Consider the following 16,780-nt stretch of genomic DNA (forward strand, 5'->3'; position numbering starts at 1 on the left):
GTTTTAATCCAATGACACATGTATTAAATACAAAAACAGATCATACATATCTGCAATAGGTTCTTTGTTGAGGGTGTGATTCAGTTAACCTTATCAATTTCACCCTTCCCGTTAAGGAAATTGAGAATGTTTTTTGAAACACATTTCCCAATTTCAATGCGGGTGTCAATGGTTCCGGTACCCACATGCGGAACCATAATAACATTTTCCAGATTCAGCAGGTCTGCATGTATATCCGGTTCATTTTCAAATACATCCAGTCCGGCTCCGGCAATTCTGCCCGTTTTTAAGGCCTCTGCCAAAGCAACCTCATCAATTAAAGGCCCTCTGGCAGTATTTACAATATAGACCGTTGGTTTCATTTTTTCAAAAGCAGCTTTATTCAAAATATGATGTGTTTCCCTGGTGTAAGGGGCATTCAGTGAAATGTAATCTGCATCAGTCAACAGGGTGTTTTGATCCACATATTTTGCATGGTACTGTTTTTCGATGAGCGGATCCAGTTTGTGCCGGTTATAGTAAATTATGTTCATCCCGTTGGCAAGTGCACGGCGTGCAAGAGACTGACCGATATTCCCCATGCCAATAATACCCAGAGTTTTGTTTTGAAGTGAATCGCCAAGATTCTCCATAATACCCCATTTAAGGCCGTTTTCGATTCTGATCTTCCTGTCCAGTTCTGTAATCTTTCTCGATAGTGCGAGCATCAGGGTCATAGCCAGTTCTGCTGTTGGTTCAATCACAGGGTCGGGTGTGTTAGTAACGGTAATGCCATGTTTTGTGGCATATTCCACATCAATTGTGTTGAATCCTACACCATAGTTGGCAATGAGCTTAAGATGTGCAGCGGCATCTATATGTTCAGCTGTAAAGGGCTGGGTAAAGACGGAAACGACGACATCAGCATCAGTTAAACGATCCAGCAACTCCTCGCCGGAAAATAGGGTCTCCTTTGGAAAAAATAATTCATGACCGGCATCTGTTAATGCTTTAAATCCCTCTCTGGGCAGATCGTATACAACCAGTATTTTCATAATTTTATTTTAGAACCAGGAAGCAGGAACCAGGATTATTGATGGTATTAATTGCTCATCTCTAATAGTCTTATATCTCTAAATAACTATTCTTCCTCCCAATATGCTGCCAAGTTGCTTTTTTACTTCATTCAGATTTTGAATTTCTGTCATGGTCTGCATCAGTATTTCGCTGTCTTTCTCTGTTTTCAGAAGTTCCAGCTTTTCATTCAGCAGGGTCTGCACTACTTTCAGCTTAAAGTCATAAACCACCCTGGGCACCAGTTCAGACAGGCGTTCCTCTGTAGTTTCAATGCTTGCTGATTTAGTATATATTTTGCTCAGAATGTGTTTTTCTGTAGAGAGGTCAACCGCAAGCTGTGCAATTTCCTGATCCACGTGATTGGTAAAAAAACGCTGGGCATCGAAGGACTCATTTTCAGTGTTTTCCCGGTATAAATCAAAAATTCTTTGGTATAACGGTACGCTGAGCCTGAGTTCGTCATCAATTATGGAGTTCAGGATGAAATCACTTACCTTGATATCCACATGTTCAGCTATCGCTCCCTTTTCGTCCTGTACTTCAAGGTTAATAGTCAGGTTACCGTAGCGAACAAGGTATTTAATCAGCTCATACTCTTCATAATTTATTTCGGCTCTGAGCTGGTTATTCGTGACCGATGCCTGAGGCTGAGGTATATATGCATCCTGTTGCTGAAAGTTATTTCTCTTGTATTGCTCGTCACGTCGCTGACGGTTTATCTTGTTGATTTCAGTGTATAGTACCTCCTCTCGCACATCCAGCAGGTTGCTGCATTCCTTAATATAAACTGAACGGATAATGCCATCCGGAATTATGGCTATCGATCTGACAATATCACCAATTAACTGCGCTTTTTTTACCGGGTCTCCCTTGGCACTCTCAAGCAGCAGCTTGGTTTTAAAATGAATAAAATCCGTTTCATTCTGGTTAATATAGCTGATCAATTCTGATGAGCTGTGTGATTTGGCAAATGAATCCGGGTCTTCACCATCGGGCAACAGCAATACTTTAACATTGATGTTCTGTTCCAGGATGAGATCAATCCCACGGATTGAGGCGTTGATTCCGGCCTGATCGCCATCATAAATTACAGTAATATTATTGGTAAACCGGCTGATTAGCCGGATTTGATCAGGCGTGAGTGCAGTGCCTGAGGAGGCGACCACATTTTCAATGCCTGACTGGTGAAAAGACAGCACGTCGGTATAACCCTCAACCAGGTAACAACGATCCTGTTTAACAATCTCCTTTTTTGCATGAAAAATGCCATAGAGAACCCGGCTTTTGTGGTAAACTTCCGATTCCGGAGAATTGAGATATTTTGCTGTTTTTGCATCCGTCTTCAAAATACGACCACCAAACCCCAGCACTTTACCGGAAAGGCCATGGATGGGGAAAATTACACGTCCTCTGAAACGGTCGCTCTGGTAATTGTCGCCCTTAACCGTCAATCCTGTTTTAACCAGGTAGTCCAGTTTATAGCCATTTGATAGGGCTTCCTGTGTTAATGCATCCTTTTTTTCGGGTGAATAGCCAAGCTGAAACTTTTCCATAACGGTTTCTGTGAAACCACGCTCCAGAAAATAGCTCAGGCCAACAGCTCTTCCTTCATCTTTTTTCAGCTGATCCGAAAAATATCTGGCAGCAAATTCATTGACTACCATCATACTTTCGCGATCGTTCTGATGTTGTCTTTCCTCCGTTGTAAGCTCCTTTTCCTGGATCTCGATATTATATTTCTTTGCCAGGATCCGAAGGGCTTCCACATAGGATATCTGTTCAACTTCCATCAGAAAATTTACTGAATTTCCACCCTTGCCGCATCCAAAACATTTGCATATTCCCTTGGATGGTGAAACCGTAAACGAAGGAGTTTTTTCATCATGAAAGGGACAGAGGCCAATAAAGTTTACGCCGCGCTTTTTCAATGTCACATATTCTGACACGACCTCTTCTATCCGGGCCGCATCATGAATTTTTTCTATGGTAAACTGATCAATCATATTTTTTTGCCAAATCCTTTGCAAAGGTAGCTAAATCAACGCCATCAAAATTGCCTGAGCTCATTAATAACAGGACACAATTATTCAGATCTCTCGTTTTTAGCTGGTTAATAAGTTGAACCGAATCGTCATAAACCGTTACATTTTTCCCGTCGAACCCGTTTGCCACATCCTGTTTGCTAATGGGCGCTAGTTTTTTGTGTTCAACAACGAGCGGGTTAAAATAAACCTTTGCTTCATCCGCTTTTTCCATTGAGCCGGCATACTGTGGTAAAAAATCTTTTTTCAGACTGCTGAATGTATGCAGTTCCATGCAGGCTATAACGGTTTTGTCGGGATGTTTAAGTTTAACTGCTTCAACAGTTGCCTTCAGTTTGGATGGTGAATGCGCAAAGTCAAGGTAAACAATCAGCTTATCATTCTCAGCCAGTTTCTGGAGCCGTTTGCTGGCACCCATAAAAGATGGAATGGCGGTAAAGAAATCCTCATCTGTTACTCCAAGTGCATTACATACTTTTCGTGCGCCTTCAATATTCTGCAGATTATGTTCACCAAATACATTCAGAGGAACAGATCCGGATTCTGTCTCCAGGATCATGACTTCGTTGTCTATCCTGTAAGGAGGCGTATCATAGGGTGTTTTGCGGATGTCACTTCTGGATTTTCCTGCAATAAATTCCAGAATTTCATCACCACGGAAGTAAATCAGTTCACCTTTTATCTCGATTAACTGAACAAAGGTCTGAAATTGCATCACATACTCGTCGAATGTGGGAAATACATTAATATGATCCCAGGCCACACCTGAAAGAAGAGCGATATGCGGATTATACAAATGAAATTTTGGACGCATATCAATAGGTGAGGAAAGGTATTCGTCACCTTCGAACACCGCTATTTCAGCCTCGTGGCTCAGACGTACCATCGTATCGAAACCCTCCAGCAGTGCACCGACCATATAATCAAAATTTATATTATGATAATGTAGTACATGCATTACCATAGATGTAATGGTGGTTTTACCATGGCTGCCTCCTATAACCACGCGCTTTTTATCCCGGGTCTGTTCATAGAGATATTCCGGGTAAGAATAAACCCTGATGCCTCTTCTCAGCGCTTCCAGCAGCTCAGGGTTATCTTTACGGGCATGCATGCCAAGTATGATGGCATCCAGTTCCGGTGTTATCTTTTCAGGAAACCAACCCCATGCTTCAGGAAGTAAACCTGCAGCTTTTAACCGGGACCTGGAAGGTTCGAAAATTTCATCGTCCGATCCGGTAACCTCATATCCTTTGTGATGAAGCGCCAGAGCAAGATTGTGCATGGCACTTCCACCTATAGCAATAAAATGAATCTTCATATTTGGTCTCAATTGTATAACCGTAGTACCGCTAAAAATAGAAAAAAATGAACTGCTTAACGTTATTTTCAGTGTTTAGATATGAATAGTTTTCAACGGATATATGTTTTATATTTATTGCCGGTTTAAAAAAAGCAAATATGAAAACGCTACTGACAATTTTACCGGCAATTTTCATTTTGGTATCCTGTTGTCCGGATAAAAAGAGTACAAAGGACGAGATTCTTAAAGTGGAAAAAGAGTTTGAGTTAAAGATTGCCGAATCAGGTATGGCAGAAGCATTTTACACTTTTGCGGATGAAAATGCTGTGATTAAAAGAGTTAACGATACGCTGATTACCGGCAAAGAAAATATAAAATCCTACTATACAGATAGAGCCATTGATCCCTTAAGTCTTACATGGACTCCGGAATTTGTGGATGTCTCTGATGATGGTACATTAGCGTATACATATGGAAAATATATATGGAAAGACCTTTCAGAGACAAATGATACCCTTGAATTTACAGGTGTTTTTCATACCGTTTGGAAAAAGCAAAAGGATGGAAGCTGGAAATATGTTTGGGATTAGACTTATAATCCTTAAATTTGAGAACAGACCTCACCACCGGTAAAACAAAACTGTCTTTCATGTTCAGTAAAATCAACGCATTATTTCATCCGGAACGTTACCAGGGCATAGGTAAAACAAAACGGTATTTTGAAGGCTGGTATTACAAACTGGTTTCCGCTGATGAGCGTAAAGCGCTGGCTGTAATTCCGGGAGTTGCCATGGATGAAAACGGAGAAAAACACGGATTTATACAGATACTTGATGGCAGGGCTTTTACTTCGGAATACTACCGGTTTGGTTTTAATACATTCCGCTACGCCACCGACAAATTTGAAATCCATTTAGGTAACAGCAGATTTTCAGGGAAAGAATTAATTCTGGATGAACAGGATATCAAGGGAAAAGTTACATTAATCAATCCGGTTAGCTGGCCTTCATCTGTCCTTTCGCCCGGCATAATGGGGCCATATACCTTTGTCCCTTTTATGGAGTGTTACCACGGTATCCTGAGTATGGATCATACCTTGAAAGGAACACTGACATATAAAGGTGAGAAATTTGATTTTACGGGTGGGAAGGGATATACAGAAAAAGATTGGGGGCATACATTTCCTTCCGCATACTTCTGGATGCAGACGAACCATTTTTCAAAACCCGGAATTTCCTTTAAAGCCTCCGTGGCAAAAATTCCATGGCTTAGCAGCTCGTTCACAGGTTTTATAGCCGGTGTGTGGTACAACAAAAGGTTATACCGGTTTACTACATACAATGGAACAAAGCTGTTAAAATCTGATGCCGATCAAAAAAGTGTTCAACTTATCTTAAGGAACAAAAGTTTTATTCTTACGGTGGCAGCACACCGTCACAACGAAACAGAACTTGCTTCACCGGTTTCCGGTTTGATGGATGGCCGGATAAAGGAGAGTATGACCGCTGAGATCGATGTCAGGCTTACTGATAAGAAAGGAAATGTTATCTTTGAGGATCGTGGCAGGAACGCCGGACTTGAAGTTGCCGGAAATATATCGGAGATCATGATCCCATAACAGAAATTTAGGCGGCTTTAAACGATGGGCTTCAGTGAAAAAACCGGAGGAATTTAATAAATCTTTGATTTTTAAGGGGTTTAGATAAAATCATTAAGAAAACAGCAAAAATGAATTTAGCAGTACTGATCGATGGGGATAATATCCCTTCAGCATACATTAAAGAGATGATGGAAGAAATTGCCAAATACGGCAATCCCACCATTAAGCGTATTTATGGAGACTGGACCAAACCTAATCTGTCAAAATGGAAAAATATTCTGCTTGAGAATGCCATAACGCCCATCCAGCAGTATGGCTATACATCCGGCAAAAATGCCACGGATTCGGCTATGATTATCGATGCCATGGATATTCTCTATTCAGAAAAGGTCAATGGATTCTGCCTGGTTTCAAGCGACAGTGATTTTACACGACTGGCAACACGTTTGAAAGAGGCAGGTCTGCTGGTTATTGGTATTGGCGAGAAAAAAACACCCAATCCGTTTATTGTTGCATGTGACAAGTTTATTTATATCGAAATTCTGAAACACCAGTCCAAAGAAAATGGCACAGAAAACGATAAGGATTCCCATAAAGATTCTGTGGATAAAATTACAGCCAGAGAAATAAAACTGATTGCCACAACCATATCGGATCTTTCAGATGATGATGGATGGGCTTTCCTGGGCGATGTGGGAAGTTTGCTGCAAAAAAAACAGCCAAATTTTGATTCCAGAAATTACGGCTTTCAAAAACTGACGCCACTGATTAAATCAATCGGGGAATTTGAACTGGAACAGAGAGATAATCCCAAAAGCAAACATAAACTGATTTATGTAAAGAATAAGGAAAAAAAGAAAGCACCGGTAAAACGAAATACCCGAAGAAAGACAACACAAGGAAAAACGAACCCTAAAAGTTAGGGGAGTTAATACAGATTTTATTGTGATCCGGTTGTAAATGAATCCATATGAACCCTGATATCGTTAGCATAAAAGCAAAGAAATATATTGGCATGACCATGGAGATGTCCTATGCCGACAATAAAACACATGAGCTCTGGAAATCTTTCATGCCAAGAAGAAATGAGATTAATAACACAATAAATAATGATCTGATTTCGCTTCAGATCTATGAGCCCGGATTTTTTGAAACCTTTAACCCCAACAGGATGTTCAGAAAATGGACACTGCGGGAAGTCAGCAGTTTAGAGAACATTCCCGAAGGCATGGTGTCTTTTTTGCTACAGGAAGGAACCTATGCGGTATTCAGCTACAGGGGATTACCGGCAAAGGCTCAGCCGTTTTTCGATTATATCTTTCGTGAGTGGTTGCCAAATTCTGCTTATATGCTGGATGATCGTCCGCATTTTGAAGTTTTGGGTCCCAAATACAGAACCGATAGTCCCGACTCCGAAGAGGATGTATGGATTCCTGTGAAACTAAAGTAAAATACGTTTAGACCGTCTTTTACTCGGGTCTTACAATAAAGGAAAATGTATATGGTTCTTTCAGTGCCGTTCCGTACAGGTCTTTTGCCTGCGTTCCGATAGTAACTGTATATTTTTTATTATGCTGCAGATCCTGATTCGGATCAAATCTCATGGTCGTTTTTGAATTCCCATACCAATCCAATGTGCCCGAAACAGAGGGTGAAATACTAATGGCATTTTGCACCGTTGATTTCTGCATATAGGTGTTGAAATAAAAATATATCGCCGTGGATTCCGAGACAAAAACTTCACCATTTTGTGGCGAGCTATTAGTTACCCGTACAGGTGTAGTGTGAAAAGTAAAGTGATACGGATTGCCGAGTTCAGTACCGTCAGCATCTTTTGCTGAAGCACCTATGGTAACATCGTAAGTTGTTTCGGCATGTAATACACCTCCCGTATAAATAGTTAAATGGTTTTGTGCCGGCCAGATGAGAATGGCCTCTGATTCCGGTGTGAAAGTTAGGGCCTCCTCGGTTGATACCGGATCCATATTCCGTGGAAATGAAACCTGAATTCCCTGTGACAGGACGAGTTCCACTTCGTTATCGCCGTTACTGGGTACACTGAGTATGGCGTTTTGTGTACTCTCGGACTGAATGGTACTGAAACTGAATTCAAGTGGAAAGCGCAACTGATTTCCCGATGTATCCTGTGCTTCAGTGGATAACCTGACCGTGTAGCTTGTATCTACATAACTGTCTTTTTGACTGACCTGGTAACTGAAAGCTGTAATTTTACTGTAGGTGGTAATTGTTGATCCGGCATCGTAGCCCCAGTTCGTTGCATCGTTGCTGTAGTATATGCGGTTTGGAGCTGTTGAGTATTGTCCCCAATGAAATATTCCGTCTGTTGAGGGTGTTGTAGAGAATGCCTTTTCAACACTTTCTCTGTCCATGGGCTGCGTAAAAATTATGGAAATTGTCAGACGTGAATACTGGTTATTATAGATAATTTCAGACTTGTCTTCGGGATAGTGAGATGAGATGAGGTCCGGTACTGTTGACAGGTCAATTTCGCCAACATACGTATTTCCTGATGCCAGAACATTTACATTGTGAAGGTGATATTTACGGAACATATCTGCGTTAACAGTCAAATCGTAGTTTCCAACGGGTAGATTTTTTATTTCAAATGAACCATCTGCCGGATCAATCTCAGTGGAATCAATCCCGTAAACCTGACTGACGACTACCTTTGCCTTGCTATCAGTTTGTAACACTTTTCCAACAATATTGCCCTGTACAGCACTGCCTGAATCCGATTCATTATTGTCTAACCCTTTTTCCTCGCATGCATAAAGCATGGTGATAAGAAACATAAGTACCAAAACACCGTATTTCATAATATCAGTTTTAAGTTGGAATTATAGCAGAAATTTCAATACATCATTGATAATGATGTGAATATTTGTGGTTTGGTTGCATCTGATGGCATATTAATTTTGTTGATAAGTGATGTTTGGGCGTGCAACAACAAATTTCAGATTCTTTATTTTGTATCATACATAATTGTACCTTTATACCCGAATCTTTTGTATGGGCAAAACTATCTTTAAAAAAATAGAGCAGAATTTCGGGTTCTGGATGCTGCTATTCTCGGTTATTGGTTTTTTAGTACCAGACCTGTTCAGCTGGGGAAACAGTATTACGGATAAACTGCTGATGTTTTCGTTCTTTTTGGGTTGCTTAAGAATAGACTTTGAAGAAGCAGTTCATTTGAAATCCAACTGGGGCAAACTCATCCTTTTTACCTTTCTGAACCTGGTGGTATTACCCGTATTGCTTTATTTTATCACTCCATTTCTGAATGTAGAAACCCGGACAGGTCTGTTCCTGATTATGGCTGCCTGCGGTGGTATGCTGACACCACTTATTGCCAGTTTCGTTGGATTGAATGTGCTATGGGCTGTTGTTTACGTAGTTATATCTTCATCATTAATCCCATTTGTTTTACCACTTCTGGTAAAGCTTATGTTTGGAATAAACATGGAGATATCAGGATTGGATATGATTCTTTTTCTGGCCAAAATAGTTTTTCCTCCGGCACTCCTGGCCTATGTTTTCCGTAAATATTTTTCGGGTTTATCTGATCGGTTTATGCGTTATTCCGGTACCATTGGCAGTATCAATATGTCCTTTTTTATAGCCATCGTAATTGCACATAATCATGCGTTTTTAAGTGAGCATCTGTTTCAGTGGGATACGATTCCATTGCTTTTAATGATGACCTTTGTATTTGTGATCCGGTATTTAACCGGCTATGTTATGCCTGCAGCCAGTAAGAAAGAACGCTGGTCGAATGCCTTACTTTTTGGTGTTATGAATAACGGTCTTATCATCCTGTTTGCCAATAACTATTTTTCAGAACAGGTGATGTTTGTAACCTTGTTGTCTGAGGTCCCCTGGATTCTGGCACAACCAACCTTTTCAAAAGTTTATCAGTACTTTAACAAATTAAGTAATTAAAAACAAGTATGGCATAAAAATCATCAGGTCATATTTTATTTATTAGGACAGGTTCCCCTAAAAGGAAAATATGATTCAATTAATGCCGAGCAAGTATTAAAATCTTAAGATTTTGATTTTATGTTCGAAACGCACTAATTAGATAGATCTTGCTTTAATATCTTTGGGAATTTTCATTTTGTATAGATTATTAAATCCATTAAATAAAGTTGCAGAAAAACATGTACTGAAGGAGTTAATACTTACAAACTATCTTCTGATGGGATTTATATTATTGATAATTTAGATATAATTGACCACATAAGTATTATTTACCGCTTCTAGCATTATTTAGTTATACCATATTTACTTAATAATTTATCACATAACGGACAATTATTTTTTCCTTTTATCTGCTGAGCATTCCCTATAAGGGCTTCAGCATCTTTAAAATTACCCGTATATATGCAATAGATAGCAAATTGCATATATACATTATAACAATCGTCATCATTTCTGACAGAATTACCAGCACACTCTCCATAAAATTGTGATAGTAGATATGAATTCCTCAGAAAGTTGATATGAGAAATTAACCTTAACGCATCACAATTATTTGAATTTATAGAAAGTGCTTTTTGGCAATATTTTTCTGCTTCTTTTATTTTACCACTTTGAAAATATATAAATGCTAATGATGTCAAATCATCGGTTTTTCTTTCTTCTACGTTTTCATTTGCCAGTTTTTGGTTGATTGTTTTTATGTAATTCGAGGTATCAGAGAGTTGAATATATATTGTTTTTATGGCTTCATAACACTCGTCAGTATTAAAATATTCATTCTTCTTTTCAATCGGAAAAATATCAATTGCTTTGTGAAAGTAATCTATTGATTTATCCCATTCTTGCTGCATTAAATATAAATATCCTTTGCATTTGTTTAGTGTATATTGGTTTAGGGAGTGATGAGGGGTTTCTGTTGCCAATTTATCCAATATTTTCTGCATCTTATGGATTTCATACCTTTTAAAACTGAATAAAAATTTATCATCCGATATTTCAAAAAGGAACATTTTACACATAAGACCGTATATGTCAGCAATCATTCTACAATTTTTAATTTCCTGGTTATCACGGTATACAGATGCATATCTGTCAAGTAATTTATAATCAACAATTTTATCAAAATTCTTTGTACGATTTTTTTGTCGATATATATCTGATTCTTCGTTGTCTGACAACTTAGATAAATTTTCAAAAACCTCTATTATGGATAAACAGAGATAAGATAGAGAGATATGACTTGAATTGGTATTTAGAGAAAGTAATATTATTTCTCTCGCTTTGTCAAATTCTCCATTTGAAATTAGTATTCTTGGGTAAAAACATAGTAAAATCGAGTCATTTGGATTAATTTCAGCCGAACTATCGAAATCCTTAGAAGCAGTTGAATCTCCCAGTTCAGATTTCAATACTCCACGGAATGCATAAAATGATGCACTATCATTATTAAAATAACTTATGTTTAAAATATTATAGGTTTTTTCATAGTAGAACATAGCCATTTTGTAATTGTATATGTGTTTATAATACTCAGCTATATTAATGAGTGTGAAAGGATTTGTAGTATCATTTTTATGTATACTTAATTGACTTTCTAAGTACTTTTTATCATAATTTATGACATCAGGCATATCTTCAAATGAACTCATTAAATCATATCTTGATAAGTTCATTGAAATATTGCACTTTACCAAATACAATTCTTTGGTTAATTCCAGTAACTCTTCCCTTTCCTCTGGTGATAGAACAATTAAACTGTTTTGAATTTGACCTTGAAAACTGAAATAAACCAGTAGTATGAAACTGATAAATGAAAGTTTCTTTTTCATGGCAGCATGAGTTAATTGTTGCTGTAATTATTTGGAAGTAATAAAGTTACGTCAATATTATTTGATTCAATTAAAGCTTATTTCGTATAAAGTCCTCTGGTTTTGATTTTATTCCTGATAAAAACCATTTTATAATTTTTTATTAAAGCCTGCTGCATAATAAAACAATCTATCATTTATTTATGTATAACAACTGAGATTAAAACAGTCTCAAATATGAGTCCTTTAAGGATATTTGTCAAGTTACTTCCTATCCTTTACTAACCTTATAGATAACCCTGTTGATTTATTGGCAGCAGTTAACGTTATGCTATTATGGTAGTTTAATATTCCTGTATACCATATCATTCCATTGGCTGGAGCGTTAGAACAACTCCACCAGCTACCTTCCAATCCAAAATTCTTAAATTCCCCTGTCTTGTCTATAACCCCATTTGGCAGTGCTGAAAACCTCGATTTATTGTTCGTCGAGATATCATATCCCGCAGAATTTGAAAAATCAGACTCAGTCCATGCTGCATCATTAGCAGAAAGTGCTTTAACTGCACTTCCTATAGATTCTTCATTTGAATATAAGTAGTCAACCAAGGTTTCCCAATCTTTTTTGGTAGGCACATGCCAACCTTCAATCCCTAATTTGCGCTCATCCTGTATGGCATAATAGTTATATAGTCGTCCATATTTAAGAATGTCGTTGTCATTATTTGTATGGTTATACGTACATTGCGCTCCCAGTAATAGCTTTGGCCAGTTATCAGAACTTATATCCAATGTTACGCTTGTTCTTTTTAATCTTAAAGTGACTTGATTATCCATTTCAATATAGATGGAGTCAACCGAATAGAATATTGTATCAATCGATTTGGACGCATCTTTTATACTGGATTGACTCGCACTAAAATCAGTTACCTGAACTGTATTATTAAAATAACTTATCCAGATTGCTTCATTTGCTCCAACAAAGAGCATTGTGTCTCCCAAATATATTGAATTGATCAGATCTCCGTTTTGGTATTTTGAAGTTCTAAGGTTTTCAGCCATCCACGTCTGATCTCCAATAGTGATGGTTTTGTAAATATTTCCCTCAGTATCGGTTATAATTTCGGCCTCTGAGACGAAGAACATTGGTTTTTCTTTTGTACAGCTCATTGATAAGGCGATGAGAACAGATACGTTTATTAATCCGAGTAAAAGTTTGTTTCTTTTCATAATAATATAGTTTTTAATATTGTGTAATCGTTTGTTTATTATAAAGTTAAGGCGTAAGTATCTTTGGAACTTAATTTCTTTTAGTGAAAAATTATCAGAAAATACTAAAGAAAAAATTAATAATATTACATAATAAGAAAGCCGGAAGATTAACAATGTTGTTACCCTTTTCTGTAATGTTTTTTGCAAGCTTAAATGATTAATTTATTGTATTTTATTTATTGCTCATCCGGTACGGTTGTTATACTTTGATTAAAGTTATCCTCAGGAACTATCTGGATTTTTGTTCTGGATTCACAAATTAGAATACGTATGTTTATGGAATTTTTTCATTGTGCATTCTTTTTTAAACTAAGATTCTTAAATTTGAATTAAAATTTAGGGAATGAGTAAACCTTTGATTGAAGATACAGATTACAGTGGTGTTAACTTTAACGATGAAATCCTGGAACCTGGTGAATATGAAAACTGCACGTTTCAGAATTGTATTTTTTCAAAACTCGATCTGACAGATTATAACTTTATGGAGTGTGAGTTTCTTAACTGTGATATGACCGCAGTGAAGCTTGACAATACGGGTTTAAAAAGCATAAAATTTACAGGATGTAAGTTGTTGGGTGTGCGGTTTGAAGTCTGCAACGCATTTGCTTTGGCAATGACTTTCCAAAGGTGTATTTTAAATCTGACTTCGTTTCATGGCATGAACCTTAAAAACTGCTCGTTTTATACCTGTAACCTGATTGAAACAGATTTCTCCGAAGCGGATTTGTCAGGTATTATTATTCGCGACTGCAACCTGTCGAATGCACTGTTCGACCGGACGAACCTTCAGAAGGCGGATCTGAAAAAATCATTCAATTTTATCATTGATCCTGAAGAAAACAATATCAGAAATGCCAAATTCTCTGCAGACAGCATTACAGGTCTGCTCGACAAGTACGATATTGTAATTGATTAGGGTGATCGGGCCCTGTATTTATTGATTGCTTTCTAAGCATTTTTGACTCCGTTTTATAATCCCTTTTATGCATATTTATTAAGCTGATATCACTGCCGGGCCGGTTCAAATAATTGAAGTTCTGTATTAAAGAATTATTTCTGTAATTTAGAAGCATTATGAATTGCTAATACCTGACTTTTAGTGTGTTATCGTCATGATTTTTTCACATATCTTTGCGGAAAATTCACATCGGGTGTATGTTGATGTTGTGTAAAAGGATTGAAATTTGATGAAATTATCTGAGGTCATAATGGAGCTGGATGCCAGAGTGGTGTGCGGTGATGATATGTTGGACAGGGAGGTACGATACGGGTTTGCTTCGGACATGATGAGCGACGTATTGACGCTGGATACAGACAATATGATTCTGATTACCGGTCTGGCGAATCTGCAAACCATTAGAACCGCAGAAATGGCGGATATATCACAGATAATATTTGTTCGAAACAAAGCCGTTACACCCGAAATGTGCGAGCTGGCCAAAGAAAACAACATGGTACTGTTGTCCTCTACCAAATCAATGTTCAGGGCAGTGGGAATGTTATATAAGGCAGGATTGGAACCAATATATTAGAAGGATGCATTTTGAGTTTAAGGTAACAGGAGGTGATTTTACACAGGCAGGGAAAGCTTCGAGTGAGGTGAAGAAAATCCTCAAGCAGCTTGGTGTGGATCATAAAATAATTAAACGTACTGTTATTGCCTTATACGAAGCCGAAGTAAATATTGCAGCGCATGCCCAAAAAGGGGCAATTAAAGTGGATATCGATCCGGATGTGATAAAGCTTGTTTTGCAGGATGAGGGACCGGGTATTCCGGATATTCCCCTGGCTATGACCAAAGGTTTTTCCACGGCATCAAAGGCAGTACGGGAGATGGGTTTCGGTGCCGGAATGGGCTTGCCGAACATTCAGGAAAATGTGGATGAACTGAAAATAGATTCTGAAGTAGGCGTAGGGACAACATTGGAATTAACAAATTATATCAGGTGAAAGGATTTTTTCATGCCATAGAAATAGATTACAACAAATGTATTGGCTGTGCACATTGTATGAAAGCCTGTCCTACAGAAGCTATTCGTATTGTTAACGGAAAGGCTCATCTTAGTGCAGAACGCTGTGTGGATTGCGGTGAATGCTTCAGGGTTTGTCCGGTTGATGCCTACTCCGTGGTTCATGATGATATGGAAACCATGATGCAGTATGATTGCCGTGTCGCATTGATCCCTTCTGTTTTTTACGGACAATTTCCATCGGCAGTTCCTCCAAAACTAGTCCGAAAACTAATGAAGGACATTGGTTTTACCCACATCTATGGGATAGAAGCCGGGGTGAACCTCCTTCGTGATCAGATTAATAAACAGGTGGATAAGGCCGAGATTAAGCCTTTAATTTCTTCATTTTGTCCCGCAGTGGTTCGGACAATTCAGGTAAAGTTCCCCTCGCTCGTCGATAATATCATTCATCTGAAAGCACCGGCGGATGTTGCGGCAGAGTATTACCGTGAAAAACTGTATGAGGAAGGATTTGATAAAAACAGGATTGGCATCTTTTATCTTACGCCATGCGCCGCTAAGATAGCAGCTATTAAAAGTCCCGTTGGAGAAGAAAAATCACAGATTGATGGTGTTATCAACATTAACACGGTTTACAATAAACTGCTTAAAATACTTAAAACCGAGAATCCGCCCATCCCTGATGAGATAGAGGAAAATATACTGGATGATATATCCATACGCTGGCCTTTAACAAATGGCGAAGCCAAACATATTAAGGGACGATCACTATCCATAGACGGTATAAGGAATACGAACGCCTTTCTTGAAAAAGTGGAAAATGATGAGATGAACAGTGTCAATTTTCTGGAGTTACGCATGTGCGACGAATCGTGTGCCGGAGGTATTCTGAACTGTGATAACAGGTTTTTAATTGTGGAAAGGCTCAATAACAGGGTGAAGGAACACCGTGACCGTTTTCAGGAAAAAAATGGTCCAACGGTAAGGAATTTTGATGACAAGGCGGATTATCTCACTGAGCGAATCTTTCTGAATCAGCCCATAGAGCCCCGAAGCATTGTGCTTGATTCAGACATGGTAAAAGCTCTGAAAAAAATGCAAAGGGCCAGGGATCTGATGTGTTATCTGCCCGGAATTGATTGTGGAGCCTGTGGTGCACCTACCTGTCGTGCCCTGGCAGAAGATATTGTAAACAGGACAGCCAATCTTTCACATTGTATTTTCATGCAACGCCAAATGGAAAAGCATAAAAAACTGAGCCCGGATCATGCCATTAAGATCATTGAAAAAGTCTGGGGAAAATCGAGACTGGACAAAGACTGTACGAAAAAAGGAGCCAAAAATGAAAATATCTGAACTTAAAGAAGCTTTGAATCTCTCTGTTTATGCAGGAGAAGAAAATCTTGATAATCCGGTTAACAGCGGATATGTATCCGATTTGTTATCGGACGTCATGGGAAATGTAGAAGAAGATTCTGTTTGGATCACCATACAAAATCATAAAAACGTGGTGGCTATTGCTACGTTAAGGGAAGTGGCTGCGGTTATTCTGGCAAAGGGAATAGAACCGGATGAAGAAATGCTGCATTTTGCTAAAGAGGAAGGTTTGCCGGTTCTGGGATCAACCGAAGAAGTATTTCCGCTGAGTGGAAAATTATACAAGCTGATTAAATAAAGAAACAAGACACAAGTATCAAGACGCAAGACATGCGATAATCTTGATT

At 38.4% G+C, this 16,780-nt stretch carries 16 protein-coding genes; 10 read left to right on the plus strand and 6 right to left on the minus strand.

Going from position 1 to position 16,780, the window contains the following annotated elements:
* Positions 1-80: 80 nt before the first annotated feature.
* From ACE1EF_RS18890 to ACE1EF_RS18900, 3 genes are all read right to left on the minus strand, one after another.
* A complete protein-coding gene (locus ACE1EF_RS18890; RefSeq protein WP_375722265.1) occupies positions 81-1,034 on the minus strand; it encodes an NAD(P)-dependent oxidoreductase in 954 nt (317 codons plus the stop codon).
* A 78-nt stretch (positions 1,035-1,112) separates the two neighbouring features.
* Positions 1,113-3,059 (minus strand): DNA primase, encoded by a 1,947-nt coding sequence (gene dnaG / locus ACE1EF_RS18895; protein WP_375722266.1) that lies wholly within the window; start codon positions 3,057-3,059, stop codon positions 1,113-1,115.
* On the minus strand, positions 3,052-4,419 hold the full coding sequence (locus tag ACE1EF_RS18900; protein WP_375722267.1) for a UDP-N-acetylmuramate--L-alanine ligase: 1,368 nt from the start codon (positions 4,417-4,419) through the stop codon (positions 3,052-3,054). The genes dnaG and ACE1EF_RS18900 overlap by 8 nt, the downstream gene beginning before the upstream one ends.
* Positions 4,420-4,559: 140 nt before the next feature.
* Here ACE1EF_RS18900 and ACE1EF_RS18905 point away from each other — a divergent pair, with 140 nt between their 5' ends.
* The 4 genes from ACE1EF_RS18905 to ACE1EF_RS18920 all read left to right on the plus strand — a co-directional run bounded on the left by ACE1EF_RS18905 (position 4,560) and on the right by ACE1EF_RS18920 (position 7,451).
* Positions 4,560-4,991, plus strand: a complete 432-nt coding sequence (locus tag ACE1EF_RS18905) for a YybH family protein (RefSeq protein WP_375722268.1) — start codon at positions 4,560-4,562, stop codon at positions 4,989-4,991.
* Between the two features lie 59 nt (positions 4,992-5,050).
* Complete coding sequence (locus ACE1EF_RS18910) at positions 5,051-6,019, plus strand: tocopherol cyclase family protein (protein ID WP_375722269.1); 969 nt, start codon at positions 5,051-5,053, stop codon at positions 6,017-6,019.
* A 110-nt stretch (positions 6,020-6,129) separates the two neighbouring features.
* Entirely contained in the window at positions 6,130-6,924 is a 795-nt protein-coding gene (locus tag ACE1EF_RS18915; protein WP_375722270.1) for an NYN domain-containing protein, read from the plus strand.
* 47 nt (positions 6,925-6,971) lie between these two features.
* Complete coding sequence (locus ACE1EF_RS18920; protein WP_375722271.1) at positions 6,972-7,451, plus strand: GyrI-like domain-containing protein; 480 nt, start codon at positions 6,972-6,974, stop codon at positions 7,449-7,451.
* Between the two features lie 19 nt (positions 7,452-7,470).
* On the opposite strand, the gene ACE1EF_RS18925 is transcribed toward ACE1EF_RS18920, so the two are convergent.
* Positions 7,471-8,838, minus strand: a complete 1,368-nt coding sequence (locus ACE1EF_RS18925) for an Ig-like domain-containing protein (protein ID WP_375722272.1) — start codon at positions 8,836-8,838, stop codon at positions 7,471-7,473.
* A 193-nt stretch (positions 8,839-9,031) separates the two neighbouring features.
* Between ACE1EF_RS18925 and ACE1EF_RS18930 the strand changes: the two genes are divergently transcribed.
* Entirely contained in the window at positions 9,032-9,961 is a 930-nt protein-coding gene (locus ACE1EF_RS18930; protein ID WP_375722273.1) for a bile acid:sodium symporter family protein, read from the plus strand.
* A 326-nt stretch (positions 9,962-10,287) separates the two neighbouring features.
* Here the strand turns inward: ACE1EF_RS18930 and ACE1EF_RS18935 are convergent, their stop codons facing one another.
* Positions 10,288-11,832, minus strand: a complete 1,545-nt coding sequence (locus ACE1EF_RS18935) for a tetratricopeptide repeat protein (RefSeq protein ID WP_375722274.1) — start codon at positions 11,830-11,832, stop codon at positions 10,288-10,290.
* A 243-nt stretch (positions 11,833-12,075) separates the two neighbouring features.
* Entirely contained in the window at positions 12,076-13,041 is a 966-nt protein-coding gene (locus tag ACE1EF_RS18940) for a fibrobacter succinogenes major paralogous domain-containing protein (protein WP_375722275.1), read from the minus strand.
* 385 nt (positions 13,042-13,426) lie between these two features.
* On the opposite strand from ACE1EF_RS18940, the gene ACE1EF_RS18945 reads away from it, so the two are divergent.
* The 5 genes from ACE1EF_RS18945 to ACE1EF_RS18965 all read left to right on the plus strand — a co-directional run bounded on the left by ACE1EF_RS18945 (position 13,427) and on the right by ACE1EF_RS18965 (position 16,731).
* On the plus strand, positions 13,427-13,999 hold the full coding sequence (locus tag ACE1EF_RS18945; protein ID WP_375722276.1) for a pentapeptide repeat-containing protein: 573 nt from the start codon (positions 13,427-13,429) through the stop codon (positions 13,997-13,999).
* A 271-nt stretch (positions 14,000-14,270) separates the two neighbouring features.
* Positions 14,271-14,615: a DRTGG domain-containing protein gene (locus tag ACE1EF_RS18950; protein WP_375722332.1), complete on the plus strand. Its 345-nt coding sequence runs from the start codon at positions 14,271-14,273 to the stop codon at positions 14,613-14,615.
* A 4-nt stretch (positions 14,616-14,619) separates the two neighbouring features.
* On the plus strand, positions 14,620-15,033 hold the full coding sequence (locus ACE1EF_RS18955) for an ATP-binding protein (protein ID WP_375722277.1): 414 nt from the start codon (positions 14,620-14,622) through the stop codon (positions 15,031-15,033).
* Complete coding sequence (locus tag ACE1EF_RS18960; RefSeq protein WP_375722278.1) at positions 15,030-16,412, plus strand: [Fe-Fe] hydrogenase large subunit C-terminal domain-containing protein; 1,383 nt, start codon at positions 15,030-15,032, stop codon at positions 16,410-16,412. The genes ACE1EF_RS18955 and ACE1EF_RS18960 overlap by 4 nt, the downstream gene beginning before the upstream one ends.
* The gene (locus ACE1EF_RS18965) at positions 16,399-16,731 is read left to right on the plus strand and encodes a DRTGG domain-containing protein (protein WP_375722279.1); all 333 of its coding nucleotides are present in this window, start codon (positions 16,399-16,401) and stop codon (positions 16,729-16,731) included. The genes ACE1EF_RS18960 and ACE1EF_RS18965 overlap by 14 nt, the downstream gene beginning before the upstream one ends.
* Positions 16,732-16,780 lie beyond the last annotated feature (49 nt).

This window comes from Quyinboa sediminis, from assembly GCF_042219855.1.
In the GTDB taxonomy this organism is placed as follows: Bacteria; Bacteroidota; Bacteroidia; order Bacteroidales; family UBA5342; genus JBHJHP01.

Excerpts from the sequence above, each read along its gene's own strand:
- ACE1EF_RS18890 (WP_375722265.1), bottom strand. The coding sequence starts at position 1,034 with ATGAAAATACTGGTTGTATACGATCTGCCCAGAGAGGGATTTAAAGCA.
- dnaG (WP_375722266.1), bottom strand. The coding sequence starts at position 3,059 with ATGATTGATCAGTTTACCATAGAAAAAATTCATGATGCGGCCCGGATA.
- ACE1EF_RS18900 (WP_375722267.1), bottom strand. The coding sequence starts at position 4,419 with ATGAAGATTCATTTTATTGCTATAGGTGGAAGTGCCATGCACAATCTT.
- ACE1EF_RS18905 (WP_375722268.1), top strand. The coding sequence starts at position 4,560 with ATGAAAACGCTACTGACAATTTTACCGGCAATTTTCATTTTGGTATCC.
- ACE1EF_RS18910 (WP_375722269.1), top strand. The coding sequence starts at position 5,051 with ATGTTCAGTAAAATCAACGCATTATTTCATCCGGAACGTTACCAGGGC.
- ACE1EF_RS18915 (WP_375722270.1), top strand. The coding sequence starts at position 6,130 with ATGAATTTAGCAGTACTGATCGATGGGGATAATATCCCTTCAGCATAC.
- ACE1EF_RS18920 (WP_375722271.1), top strand. The coding sequence starts at position 6,972 with ATGAACCCTGATATCGTTAGCATAAAAGCAAAGAAATATATTGGCATG.
- ACE1EF_RS18925 (WP_375722272.1), bottom strand. The coding sequence starts at position 8,838 with ATGAAATACGGTGTTTTGGTACTTATGTTTCTTATCACCATGCTTTAT.
- ACE1EF_RS18930 (WP_375722273.1), top strand. The coding sequence starts at position 9,032 with ATGGGCAAAACTATCTTTAAAAAAATAGAGCAGAATTTCGGGTTCTGG.
- ACE1EF_RS18935 (WP_375722274.1), bottom strand. The coding sequence starts at position 11,832 with ATGAAAAAGAAACTTTCATTTATCAGTTTCATACTACTGGTTTATTTC.
- ACE1EF_RS18940 (WP_375722275.1), bottom strand. The coding sequence starts at position 13,041 with ATGAAAAGAAACAAACTTTTACTCGGATTAATAAACGTATCTGTTCTC.
- ACE1EF_RS18945 (WP_375722276.1), top strand. The coding sequence starts at position 13,427 with ATGAGTAAACCTTTGATTGAAGATACAGATTACAGTGGTGTTAACTTT.
- ACE1EF_RS18950 (WP_375722332.1), top strand. The coding sequence starts at position 14,271 with ATGAAATTATCTGAGGTCATAATGGAGCTGGATGCCAGAGTGGTGTGC.
- ACE1EF_RS18955 (WP_375722277.1), top strand. The coding sequence starts at position 14,620 with ATGCATTTTGAGTTTAAGGTAACAGGAGGTGATTTTACACAGGCAGGG.
- ACE1EF_RS18965 (WP_375722279.1), top strand. The coding sequence starts at position 16,399 with ATGAAAATATCTGAACTTAAAGAAGCTTTGAATCTCTCTGTTTATGCA.